The sequence below is a fragment of the Sinobaca qinghaiensis genome (assembly GCF_003610495.1).
In the GTDB taxonomy this organism is placed as follows: Bacteria; Bacillota; Bacilli; order Bacillales; family Marinococcaceae; genus Sinobaca; species Sinobaca qinghaiensis.
The window spans coordinates 1-12,314 of the sequence record NZ_RAPK01000013.1 but is presented as its reverse complement, the minus strand read 5'-3'; the positions used below and the strand labels follow the sequence as shown (position 1 = coordinate 12,314).

Here is a 12,314-nt window from a genome sequence, read left to right as displayed (position 1 = left end):
TGTAATAAGCACTACAGCGAATAATATAACAGAAGCAGAAAACATATAAAGACGGCTAATATTATAGTTTGGTAATACCATATACTTAAAAATTGTGAACTGAGCGTTTCTGAGGGGTCTCGTTTTTGTAAATAGTCTTCATTGGCATTTCCTTTAGCTACTCTGCTGGAAAATCTTCTGAAACTATAGATGATTCCATCAAAAAATTTCCCCTTAATAACAAAGAAGATCAAAGAAAGAATAAAGTAAACGGAAAACACATAAAAGCCGCCGTTGATAAAATCAAGAAAGCTTTTATTCGAAAAAAGACCGAAAAACAAAACCAGAATAATCATCAGATTTACAGCAAATAATGCTGAATTTATTTTTACATTCGCCATTATTATTTCCTTTCCAAATGAATTACAGAATCAACATTATAACATATCTGTTTATTACAGCCTTATACATCATTGTATAAATAAAGCTGAACTTATAAGAAAACTGGGGGATTATTTAATGAAAAGTAAAAAATTGTGGTTACTGCTTTCAACTGTTGCTGTCGGGTCTTCATTAGCTGCCTGCTCTGGAAACTCTGAATCCGGAGGAGAAAGTGCGGAAGGAGAAGAAGGACAGGCGAGTGGAGATCAAGTAGTTGATATTTCCATCAGCGATGAAATACCTTCGATGGACCCATCACTAGTCACTGACCAGCACGGCATGCAGTGGACCGGTGAGACATATGAAGGTTTGTACAGAACGGGTGAAGAAGGCGATCCGGTAGAAGGTATTGCGATGGATCATGAAACAAGTGAAGACGGCTTAACCTGGACGTTCAACTTACGTGAAGACGCTGAGTGGGAGAACGGAGATCCTGTTACAGCCAACGACTTCGTTTATGCATGGCAGAGAGCGGTTGATCCTGACACGGCTTCAGAATACGGCCCTTATATGATGGCCGGCGTTATCGATAACGCAACGGAAGTAAGTGAAGGAGAAATGGATGTTGAAGAGCTGGGTGTGGAAGCGGTAGATGACTATACGTTAGAAGTAACGCTCGATAAAGTAACGCCATATTTTGAATCACTGACTACATTCCCGACGTTTCTTCCTCTTAATGAAAGCTTCGTAGAAGAACAGGGAGAAAACTTTGCTCTTGAAGCAGAGAATACTTTGTCAAACGGACCTTTCAAAATGACAGAGTGGAGCCACGGTGAAAGCATGAAGTTTGAGAAAAACGATACGTACTGGGATGCTGACACTGTTCAGCTCAGCGAGATCAATGCCCAGGTGGTAAAAGAAACTTCTACCGGAGTTAACTTATTCGAAACCGGCGAATTAGACAGAGTATCAATCAGCGCAGAGTATGTAGATCAGTACAGCACAGAGCAGTCGTTTAGAACGATTGAAGAGCCAAGTGTCTTTTTCCTTAAAATGAACCAATCCAACGATGGCCCGCTTGCGAACGAAAACGTAAGAAAGGCTATTGCCCAATCGATTGATAAAGAAGGTCTGGCAGACACGATCTTAAATGACGGTTCATTCCCTGCAAATGGCCTTGTTCCTGAGAATTTTGTAACAAGCCCGGAATCTGATGAAGGCTTTAGAGAAGCAAATGGTGATCTGCTGCCAACAGATAAAGAAGCAGCACAGGAAGCATGGGCTGCTGCACTGGAAGAATTAGGCACGGACACGGTAGAAATTGAAATGCTTGGCGATGATACAGACAAAGCACAAAATATTAACGCCTACTTCAAAAACCAATTAGAAGAGAATCTGGAAGGACTTACGCTAAACGTTAAATCGGTACCTTTCAAAGAGCGTCTGCGTTTGAGTGACGAGATGGATTATGAGCTTTCTGTATCTGGATGGTCTCCTGACTTTGTTGATGCCAACTCATTCATGAACATGTTTGTTACAGATGGCGGATACAACCAGATGGGTTATTCCAATGAAGAGTACGATGCACTTATCGAAGAAGCTGCCGGTGACTCAGCAGATGATCCACAGGCAAGATGGGATGCATTCCTCGAAGCTGAAAAAATTCTTGTAGAAGAAGATGCAGCGATTGCTCCTTTATACCAGAGATCAACAGCATATCTATGGAACCCGGCTCTACAGGGTGTTTACTATAACGCTGCGGGCCACGATTTTGAATACAAGTGGGCTTATGTAGATGAGGAAGCTGCTGAATAAAATAATAATTTAGCAAGGAAAAGAGAGTATATCCGATTTTATGGATTTGTACTCTCTTTTCCGTTGTTATTATCTAATAAACATATAGGTGGGGAAAACATTGGCAAGATATATCTTACAAAGAATAATATATATGGCGATTACGCTCTTTATTATTGCCACTATTTCTTTTTTCTTAATGAAATTTCTGCCTGGAACGCCTTTGAGTGCTCAGGAAAGATTATCAGAAGTACAGCAGCAGATTATATTAGAAAAGTATGGATTAAATGATCCCGTTCCTATTCAATACCTGAACTATATTTGGAATTTAATGCAGGGAGACCTGGGGATTTCTTTTCAGTACGACAACCGTAGCGTGGCCAGTATTTTAGAAACAAGAATAGGCCCTTCCTTTCAGCTTGGTATTCAATCGTTAATTGTTGGAAGCATTTTAGGAACGCTTCTGGGAATTGTTTCTGCTATTTATCATAACGGCTTTATGGATAGAATTTCTACATTTATTGCAGTCATTGGTACCTCTATTCCATCATTTATATTTGCCGGATTACTGCAGTATTTTGTAGGGGTAAAGCTAGGCTGGCTCCCGGTGGCCACATGGGGCGGTTTTGAATATTCGATCCTGCCTACTATTGCTTTAATGATTTTCCCTATGGCCACATGCGCCAGATTTATGCGCACAGAGATGCTTGAAGTCATGGGGCAGGATTATATTACAACAGCGCGTGCGAAGGGCGCGAACCAGACTTCCGTTGTATTCAAGCACGGCATCAGAAATGCACTTATTCCTTTAGTTACCATTTTAGGCCCATTAGCAGTCGGCCTGCTTACCGGTACATTAGTTATCGAGCAGATCTTTGCGGTGCCGGGTATTGGAGAACAGTTTGTTTCTTCTGTTATGACTAATGATTTCCCGGTAATTATGGGAACCACATTGTTTTTTGCTTTTTTCTTTGTGCTGGTCGTTTTAATTATCGACATTTTATATGGAATTATTGATCCAAGGATTAGAATTTCCGGAGGAGACCGTTAGTATGGAAAAACATAAACAAGAACCTTCAGCAGATTGGTTTGAGCGTGTAGAACGAGACGAAGAAAAAGCGCAGGAGATAAGCAGGCCGAGCCGGACATTTTTTCAGGATGCTGTACGTGTCCTATTTAAAAACGTACCGGCAATGATAGCTCTTATTTCCCTGATTCTTATAATACTAATGGGATTTTTCGGTTCGAGCTTCAGCTCTTACGGGCCGAATGAACAGGCGCTGGAAAGATCTAATTTAACTCCTAAAATTCCAGTGCTTGAGAACATTTCCTGGTTAAATGTAAACGGAATGGAAAGCTCTGTGTACGAACATGTTACAGCAGAGCAGGCACAGGCAAATGCCGAAGTGCGGTTTGGCGACGACAGCGAGTTTGTTACTTACACGGTCTTAAGTGAAGGCGATGGAAGCCCGAGCTCCGGCCAGGTAAGAGCGGACTATGACCGGTATGCGGCTGCAGGTATGGAAGACGAGTACTTTTACTTCGGCACAGATAGATTAGGACGGGATTTATGGACAAGAGCCTGGGAAGGGACTAAAGTTTCTCTTTATATCGCTTTTCTGGCAGCGGCTATAGATCTTGTGGTCGGCGTAGCCTATGGAGGAATTTCCGGCTATTACGGCGGCAGAGTGGATAACTACATGATGAGATTCCTGGAGATTTTAATGGGAATTCCCAATCTTGTGGTCGTTATATTAATGATCATTATATTAGAGCCCGGAATTATTTCGATTGCGATTGCCCTCGCTATAACAGGCTGGACCGGTATGGCCAGAGTTATACGCGGTGAAGTCCTGAAGCTGAAAGGCCAGGAATATGTTATGGCGGCTAAAACCATCGGGGTGCCGGATAGAAAAATTATTGCAAAGCATCTTATTCCGAATGTCATGGGGTTAATCATTATTAATACCATGTTTACGATTCCAAGTGCGATATTCTTCGAGGCCTTTTTAAGCTTTATCGGACTCGGTCTGCAGGCGCCGGAGGCTTCTCTTGGTACACTTGTAAACGATGGATTTAAAGCACTGACTACGACTCCGCATGTTCTTGTTTTCCCAGCCGTTATAATCTCTATCATTATGATCTCTTTTAACGTGCTGGCAGACGGCCTTAGAGATTCCTTTGATCCAAAAATGAGAGACAGATAAAAGGAAGGAACATATTAAAGATGGAAAAAATATTAGAAGTAAAAAATCTTAGTGTCTCTTTTAACACGCATGATGGCGAAGTGCAGGCGGTACGTGACATCTCCTTTGACCTGCATAAAGGAGAAACACTGGCTATAGTTGGAGAATCCGGTTCAGGAAAGTCGGTCACTACGAAAGCATTGATGAAGCTTCTTCCAGAACCACAGGGTTTTATTAAAAATGGAGAAATTATGTTTGAAAATGAGGATATCGTAAAGAAAAACGAAAAACAGATGCAGAAAGTGCGCGGCAAAGACCTTGCGATGATTTTCCAGGATCCTATGACGTCATTAAACCCTACTATGAAAGTAGGCACCCAGGTAATGGAAGGCCTTATCAGACACAGAAATATGAATAAACAGCAGGCGAGAGAAAAAGCGATCGAAATACTCAAGTTGGTAAAAATACCAGAGCCGGAAATCAGAATGAAGCAGTACCCCCACCAGTTTTCCGGAGGTATGAGACAGCGTGTAATGATTGCAATAGCTCTTGCCTGCGATCCTAAAATATTAATTGCGGACGAACCGACTACAGCTCTGGATGTAACCATTCAGGCACAGATATTGGATATTATGAAAGACATCCAGGCTGAAACCAATACTTCCATTATTTTTATTACGCATGATTTAGGGGTTGTTGCTAATATTGCAGACCGCGTAGCAGTAATGTATGCCGGTAAAATCATAGAGATTGGTACAGTGGATGAACTTTTTTATAATCCAAAACATCCTTATACATGGGGACTTCTCGGTTCTATGCCTACCCTGGACAGTTCGGAAGAAGAGCTTTTTGCGATTCCGGGAACGCCGCCGGACCTTCTTTATCCTCCTAAAGGAGATGCGTTCGCCCCCAGGAATGAATTTGCATTAAAAATAGATTATGAAGAGCAGCCTCCTATGTTCAAAGTATCTGATACCCACTATGCGGCGACGTGGTTAATGGATCCGAAAGCTCCCGCCATTTCTCCGCCTCCTTCTGTTCAAAAAAGAATGCAGGCTGATAAAGCGAAGAAAGGTGTATTAAAATGATAGAAGACCAGCGAGAAAAACTAGTGGAAGTAAAAAATTTAAAACAGCATTTTAAAACAGGACGGAAAACTATTGTGAAAGCAATTGACGGACTGACATTTGAAATATATAAAGGCGAAACATTCGGTCTTGTAGGGGAATCCGGCTGCGGTAAATCAACCACGGGACGTTCCATCATCAGGTTATACGAAGCTACAGATGGCGAAGTGCTCTTTAAAGGGAAAAACGTACAAGGAAAGAAAAATAAAAAAGATCTAAAAGATTTTAACAGGCAGATGCAGATGATTTTTCAGGATCCTTATTCTTCCCTGAATCCAAGAATGAAAGTATTGGATATTGTTGCAGAAGGACTGGATGTCCACGGCCTGGTTAATTCGAAAGAAGAACGAAAGAACAGAGTATATGAGCTGCTGGAAACAGTTGGGCTGAACAAACAGCATGCCAGCAGATACCCTCATGAATTCAGCGGGGGACAGAGGCAGAGACTGGGTATTGCGAGAGCTTTAGCGGTAGATCCTGAATTTATTATAGCGGATGAACCTATTTCGGCTTTGGACGTGTCGATACAAGCACAGGTAGTGAACCTTCTCAAAAAGCTGCAAAAAGAAAAAAATCTCACGTATTTGTTTATTGCCCACGATCTATCGATGGTGAAGTATATAAGCGACCGGATCGGCGTCATGTATTTTGGCAATCTGGTGGAACTGGCGGATAGTGAAGAGTTATATAAAAATCCACTCCATCCCTACACCAAATCGTTATTGTCAGCTATTCCGCTGCCGGATCCGGATCATGAAAGAACACGCAAAAGAATTCAATATGATCCTGAAGCCTATGGCAGTAATGAAAACAGAAGCTTTCAGGAAGTGAAACCGGGGCACTGGGTATTGTGCAACGAAGAAGAATTAGCTGAATATCAAGGAGCGGCATTAACGTAAAATAGAAGGAAGAGCAAAATTAAATTGCTCTTTCTTTTTATTTTCTATTGCACCGGTATTTTGTATATGCTATTATATTCCTTGTCAGCCAAAAAGTTTTTAACCATTCGGGGGAGTACCCAAGTCTGGCTGAAGGGAGCGGTCTTGAAAACCGCCAGGGGCTTCATCGCCCGCGGGGGTTCGAATCCCTCCTCCTCCGCCATTATTTCAAATGACAAAGCTGTCCTTTTAAAGGGCAGCTTTTTTTGTGTTTTATTAGACGATGCACGAAAAACGCAAATTGGGTATGATAGAAGAAAAGGGGAAATAAAGGGGACGGAAATGGCTCACACAGATGCGTATTGGATGAAAGAAGCATTGAAGCTGGCAGAAAAAGCACGGGTTATGGGAGAAGTGCCTATAGGAGCAGTGATTGTAAAAGAAGAGTCAATTGTCGGGTATGGATACAATCAGCGGGAAACAAAACAGCAGGCAGGCTCTCATGCCGAGATGACGGCGATTGAACAGGCATGCCGGACACTGGGGAACTGGCGCCTGGAAAATTGTACGTTATACGTTACATTGGAACCCTGTCCTATGTGTGCAGGGGCAATTGTTCAATCCCGTATCGTCCGGGTGGTTTACGGAGCGGCAGATGCGAAAGCCGGATGCGCGGGGACGCTGATGAATCTGCTGGACGAACCGCGTTTTAACCATCAGGCCGTTGTAGAAAGCGGTGTAATGGAAAAAGAGTGCGGCGCAGCTCTGTCCTCTTTTTTTCTGGAACTGCGTCAAAAGAAAAAAGCAGAGCGCTTAAAAAGAAGAGAGCAGCAGAAGTTGGATTCAACGATTCATCATGATATAGTAAACGAACACGATGAATAAAAACAGGGGGATAATCCATGGCACCTAATCAATTTTCAGCGGAGACGGCCCAAATGCTGGCTAAAAAACTTAATATGCCTTTAGAGCACATTATGCATACGCCGCCGCATATTATTATGGCAAAGATTGCCGAATTAGAAAAAAAAGAACAGACAACAACAGATGAAAATCCTACAGAAGAATAAAGCCGAACCTATTGCGTTCCGATGAAAAACTATATATACTAAAAGTTGCGCAATAAAGCGCCTGAATATGTTATCCAATTTGCCGTGCTAAGTGGGGAGGTAGCGGTGCCCTGTACTCGCAATCCGCTATAGCGAGGCTGAATCCCTTCTCGAGGCTATGCTTTTGTGCAGCCTGCCCTATGTAAGTGGTGTTGACAACCGGGTTCTGCGCAATGGAAACCCGTGAATCCTGTCAGGTCCGGAAGGAAGCAGCAGTAAGCGGACTCTTCTATGTGCCGCAGAGCTGCCCGGTTCGAGCTAACTGCATAGGTAACGTGCATGAAAGCATTGTCGACAGAAGGTGCACGGCTTTATACATATGATAAAAAGAACGACTCTGTTGAGAGTGGTTCTTTTTTCTTCATCTTTGAATAGAAGAAAGCGATTAATTATAATGAAGAAAAACGGATAGCATCTTTTGAAAAGTATTTATAGAATCGGTATAATTAAAATAGAAGAAATACGATAAAGGAGGCAGAGGATTGGGCTATCAGGCATTGTACAGGGTATGGAGGCCGAGGCAGTTAAAAGACATGGCGGGCCAGGAACATATTACGAAAACGCTGCAAAATGCGCTGGAACAAGAAAAATTTTCACACGCTTACTTATTCAGCGGTCCGCGGGGAACCGGAAAAACAAGCGCCGCCAAGATTATCGCTAAAGCGATCAACTGTGAGCATGCCCCTGTTCGAGAGCCCTGCAACGAATGCCGGGCCTGCCGCGGTATTTCAGATGGATCCGTAGTGGATGTGATTGAAATTGACGCTGCATCCAATAATGGAGTAGATGAAATTCGTTATATTCGGGAGAATGTCATGTCCGCACCCCGGGATATTTCATACAAAGTATATATTATAGATGAAGTTCATATGCTTTCCACCGGCGCTTTTAATGCACTTCTGAAAACATTGGAGGAACCTCCGAAGCATGCGGTGTTTATTCTGGCTACTACAGAACCACATAAAATTCCTTTAACGATTGTATCCAGATGTCAGCGTTTTGATTTTAAACGAATAACGACTAAAGCTCTGACAGATCGGATGAATTATATTATTTCCCAGCAGGAATGGGCGGCGGAAGAAGAAGCCGTTCAGCTTATCGCCCGGGCAGCGGAAGGTGGAATGAGAGATGCGCTGAGCCTTCTGGATCAGGCTTCTTCTTTTGCCGAAGATACGATTACATCGGATGATGTACTGGCGATTACGGGAGCCGTTTCCCAGCGTTTTCTGGCAGAAACGATACGTTCCATTTTGGCAGGCGATACTTCTGCTGCAGTGAGAGCTGCAGACAGGCTGATTCAGGATGGAAAAGATCCTGTTCGATTCATGGAAGACGTTATATACTATTTAAGAGACATGCTGGTTGCCAAAACGGCACCTAATGTCGATGAAATTCTGGACAGAGTCATGGTCGATGATGCATTTAAAGAGTTGACCGGCCAGGCGGAGCTTTCCTGGATATACAAAGTACTAAATGAGTTGAACACCCATTTTCAGCAGATGAAATGGTCCAGTCATCCGAAGATTTTTCTGGAAATGGCACTTATTCAAACGGCCTATGTTTCTTCCGGCAGAACGGAGCCTGCACAAGGCCGGGAGGTATCCTCTGTTTCTTCTGACACCTACGAGCGGCTGGAGAAAAAAATAGAGCAGCTTGAACAAAAACTAAACAAGGTAAAAGAAGCGCCAGCATCGGAAAAAACGGAAGAAAATCCATCTTCCCAGGCTCCGAAACGAAAAGCAGCGCCGAGAACCGGCGGAAGCCAGGCACTCGGCAACGATGGCAAAGTCCGTGAAACTATTCAAGGTGCCAGCCGGGAAAAGCTTCAGGAGCTGACAGGCCAGTGGGCGGCTGTTATGCAGAAAGTAAAGCAGACGAGTGTGCCGGGCCATGCATGGATAAGCGATGCCAAGCCGGTAGCGACCAACGGAGAAAAACTGATCCTGGCTTTTCAAAACGAAATGCACCGCAGTATGGTTGATACTAAATTCCGGGACGCGATAGAATCTTCTATTCAAGAAGTAACAGGCCGGTCCCTGGAGACCGTGACACTGTTGAATCAGCAGTGGGAAAAAGTAAAACAGGAATATAAGAACCAGCAGCCTGCTTCCGAAGAAAAGGAAAGTGAGCCGGAAAAGGATCCTTTCGTAGATGAAGCAATTAAGCTGGTTGGAGAAGACCTTTTAGAAATAAAAGACTAATATACTATTGGAGGAATAAATAATGAAAAACAACATGGGAAATATGATGAAGCAGATGCAGAAGATGCAAAAGCAGATGGCACAGGCTCAGGAAGAATTAAAAGATAAGACTGTCGAAGCCACAGCAGGCGGCGGAGCTATTAAAGTTACTGCTTCTGGGGACAAGCGTATAGTTGATATTGAAATTGATCAGGACGTAGTAGATCCTGAAGATGTTGAAATGCTGCAGGATCTTGTTCTTGCCGCGACAAACGAAGCTCTCAAAAAAGCAGATGAAATGATCGAACAGGACATGGGCAAGTTTACAAAAGGAATGAATATGCCTGGAATGTTCTAAAAGGAGGAAAAGGTGCAGTATCCACAGCCAATTTCTAAATTAATTGAAGGCTTTATGAAACTCCCGGGTATCGGGCCGAAAACCGCAGGCCGTTTAGCTTTCTTTGTATTGGATATGAAAGAAGACGACGTGCTTGATTTTGCGAAAGCTCTGGTCCATGCCAAACGTGATTTAACTTACTGCTCCAACTGCCATTTTATAACCGATACAGACCCGTGCCGGATCTGCGAAGATAAACAGCGGGATCAATCTATTATATGCGTAGTGCAGGATTCCAAGGACGTTATTGCCATGGAAAAAATGCGTGAGTACAGCGGCCAGTATCATGTCCTTCACGGCGCAATCTCTCCAATGGATGGCATCGGTCCGGAAGATATTAAAGTACCCGAGCTGATTAAAAGACTTCAGAATGATGAAGTAAAAGAAGTCATTATTGCAACAAACCCTACTATTGAAGGGGAAGCTACAGCAATGTATATTTCAAGGCTTGTGAAGCCTTCTGGTATGAGGGTAACAAGAATTGCACACGGGCTCCCTGTTGGAGGAGACTTGGAATATGCAGATGAAGTGACGCTTTCTAAAGCAATAGAAGGCCGCCGGGAGCTGTAAAGCAGCGGCGGAGAGCCCCTCAATGAGCATTGTTCAATAAGGGAGGACGTTTCTTTGTTCAAAAAAGATAGAATCTATCATGCCGGTCAACAACGCCTTGCTGCAAAAACCGAAGAATTAAAGCATGAATTCGAATCTTTTCAACTAATTATCGAAAAAAGTCTTGATCCTTCTGCCGAAACGATTGCTTACTTGAAGATAAAAAAAGCAAAGTACATGTTTCTTTTAAAAGAAATGCGTTATCAGCAGTCGTTTCAAAAGAATAAATAGTACAGCCGGCTGCTTTTGCCCGGCTGTTTTTTTGTGAATATAAAACTAAGCCGAACCGGGGCAAAAACATTGCTCTTCTATAGAAAGAAAAGGTACAGTACAAGAACATACTTTACCCCTGATAGAGAAGAGGTATTAAATGGATACGCTGACACATGCTCTTTTTGGAATGGCAACTTATGGTGCGATGGATAAAGAAGGCCTTGAAAAACCAGTTAAACGCTCTGTGCTTTTTGCAAGTCTGGCTGCCAGCCAGGCTCCGGATGCCGATGTCTTCACAGGACTTACCGAGACGGGACAGATTATGGGTCTGCTTTGGCACCGCGGACTGACACATTCTTTTTTCATGGCCCCTGTATGGGCACTGGTGATTTTTGCCGCAGCTTTTGTAATTTGGAGACAAAAGCACTGGCTGATTTTCTTTGCTGCATTTATCAATGTAGTAATTCATAATACGCTTGACGGCTTAAACGCATGGGGAACCGGATGGTTCGAACCATTAAGTTCCACAAGAGTAGCCCTCGGGTTTCTTCCTATTGTTGATGTGGTTATTTGGAGTTTGTTTGCCGGGGCATTTATTGTTAAATGGAAATACAAAAGCATTCCTGCTCCCCGGGTATGGAAAGTCGTTCTGCTGTTGGCCGCCCTCCACATTTCTATACAGGCTCTTCAAGGAACCTTTATTATTAACCAAGTAGAAGATGATTTTGATCAGGTAGAACTTTCCGCCGGTTTTGTACCGGGCTCATTTAATGTTATTGGTAAAAAAGATGAAATAGTAACTATTAAAAATCATAATGCGTTTGGAAGGGAATCATTGACGGATACGCTTTATTCCCAGGAAGAAGTGGATCTGGACCCTCTTCTCAACAAAAACAAGCGCGCAGAAGTGCTGATTGAATGGGCGCCCTTTGTAGTGGTGACAAAAGATGATACACAGCTGGGGGTGTACGATCCCCGTTTTTACTTTGATGGAGAGAAACTGCTTTTTGAATCAATACCTGTTGAATAAAGGCGGACATAACAGTCCGCTTTTAGTTTAAAAAGTAGGATACTATAGAAGGAAAAAATTTTTTTATAAGTAATGCATTTTTTTTATTGTTATTTTATAATAGAGATGGTATAGTTGAAAACGTTGCTGAGAAAACATCTCAAAAACGTTCATTATTTTATCACAATTATGTATTGCGTTTTTTGAACGAAAATGATATAATTTATGAAGTCGTTAAGAGACGACATTAAAAACACGTGTCCTTTGAAAATGGAATGAAAACAACGCGCGAACAACAAGTCGCGGCAGGCAAGGCCTGCTGCGCAAGGTAAGACCAGCAAGAACTAAGCATCAACTTTCATGGAGAGTTTGATCTTGGCTCAGGACGAACGCTGGCGGCGTGCCTAATACATGCAAGTCGAGCGCATGCACCCGGCGGACCTCTTCGGAGG

The 12,314-nt window shown here is 43.0% G+C and carries 13 protein-coding genes, 1 tRNA gene, 1 rRNA gene and 1 other RNA gene; 15 read left to right on the top strand and 1 reads right to left on the bottom strand.

Going from position 1 to position 12,314, the window contains the following annotated elements:
- Positions 1-11 precede the first annotated feature (11 nt).
- Positions 12-335, bottom strand: a complete 324-nt coding sequence (locus ATL39_RS17720; protein WP_425453038.1) for a DUF3899 domain-containing protein — start codon at positions 333-335, stop codon at positions 12-14.
- A 163-nt stretch (positions 336-498) separates the two neighbouring features.
- Here ATL39_RS17720 and ATL39_RS16445 point away from each other — a divergent pair, with 163 nt between their 5' ends.
- The 15 genes from ATL39_RS16445 to ATL39_RS16375 form a co-directional block, all read left to right on the top strand.
- Entirely contained in the window at positions 499-2,175 is a 1,677-nt protein-coding gene (locus tag ATL39_RS16445; protein ID WP_120194473.1) for a peptide ABC transporter substrate-binding protein, read from the top strand.
- A 100-nt stretch (positions 2,176-2,275) separates the two neighbouring features.
- A complete protein-coding gene (gene opp3b / locus ATL39_RS16440; RefSeq protein ID WP_120194472.1) occupies positions 2,276-3,205 on the top strand; it encodes an oligopeptide ABC transporter permease in 930 nt (309 codons plus the stop codon).
- A gap of 1 nt (position 3,206) precedes the next feature.
- Positions 3,207-4,361: an oligopeptide ABC transporter permease gene (opp3C, locus tag ATL39_RS16435; protein WP_120194471.1), complete on the top strand. Its 1,155-nt coding sequence runs from the start codon at positions 3,207-3,209 to the stop codon at positions 4,359-4,361.
- A 20-nt stretch (positions 4,362-4,381) separates the two neighbouring features.
- Positions 4,382-5,428 carry an ABC transporter ATP-binding protein gene (locus ATL39_RS16430; RefSeq protein ID WP_120194470.1) on the top strand — a complete coding sequence of 349 codons (1,047 nt, stop codon included), beginning with the start codon at positions 4,382-4,384 and terminating at the stop codon, positions 5,426-5,428.
- A complete protein-coding gene (locus ATL39_RS16425; protein ID WP_120194469.1) occupies positions 5,425-6,366 on the top strand; it encodes an ABC transporter ATP-binding protein in 942 nt (313 codons plus the stop codon). The genes ATL39_RS16430 and ATL39_RS16425 overlap by 4 nt, the downstream gene beginning before the upstream one ends.
- A 109-nt stretch (positions 6,367-6,475) precedes the next feature.
- Positions 6,476-6,568, top strand: a tRNA-Ser gene (locus ATL39_RS16420).
- A gap of 119 nt (positions 6,569-6,687) precedes the next feature.
- Complete coding sequence (tadA, locus tag ATL39_RS16415) at positions 6,688-7,230, top strand: tRNA adenosine(34) deaminase TadA (protein ID WP_120194468.1); 543 nt, start codon at positions 6,688-6,690, stop codon at positions 7,228-7,230.
- Positions 7,231-7,247: 17 nt separating this feature from the next.
- Positions 7,248-7,415 (top strand): YycC family protein, encoded by a 168-nt coding sequence (locus ATL39_RS16410; RefSeq protein WP_120194467.1) that lies wholly within the window; start codon positions 7,248-7,250, stop codon positions 7,413-7,415.
- A gap of 82 nt (positions 7,416-7,497) precedes the next feature.
- Positions 7,498-7,763: signal recognition particle sRNA large type (gene ffs / locus ATL39_RS16405), an RNA gene on the top strand.
- 173 nt (positions 7,764-7,936) lie between these two features.
- Positions 7,937-9,655 (top strand): DNA polymerase III subunit gamma/tau, encoded by a 1,719-nt coding sequence (gene dnaX, locus ATL39_RS16400; protein WP_120194466.1) that lies wholly within the window; start codon positions 7,937-7,939, stop codon positions 9,653-9,655.
- Between the two features lie 22 nt (positions 9,656-9,677).
- Positions 9,678-9,992, top strand: a complete 315-nt coding sequence (locus ATL39_RS16395; RefSeq protein WP_120194465.1) for a YbaB/EbfC family nucleoid-associated protein — start codon at positions 9,678-9,680, stop codon at positions 9,990-9,992.
- 12 nt (positions 9,993-10,004) lie between these two features.
- Entirely contained in the window at positions 10,005-10,601 is a 597-nt protein-coding gene (gene recR / locus ATL39_RS16390; protein ID WP_120194464.1) for a recombination mediator RecR, read from the top strand.
- 54 nt (positions 10,602-10,655) lie between these two features.
- Positions 10,656-10,871, top strand: a complete 216-nt coding sequence (locus tag ATL39_RS16385; protein ID WP_170146972.1) for a DUF2508 family protein — start codon at positions 10,656-10,658, stop codon at positions 10,869-10,871.
- A gap of 139 nt (positions 10,872-11,010) precedes the next feature.
- On the top strand, positions 11,011-11,883 hold the full coding sequence (locus tag ATL39_RS16380) for a metal-dependent hydrolase (RefSeq protein WP_120194462.1): 873 nt from the start codon (positions 11,011-11,013) through the stop codon (positions 11,881-11,883).
- A gap of 336 nt (positions 11,884-12,219) precedes the next feature.
- Positions 12,220-12,314, top strand: a 16S ribosomal RNA gene (locus ATL39_RS16375); the annotation flags it as partial.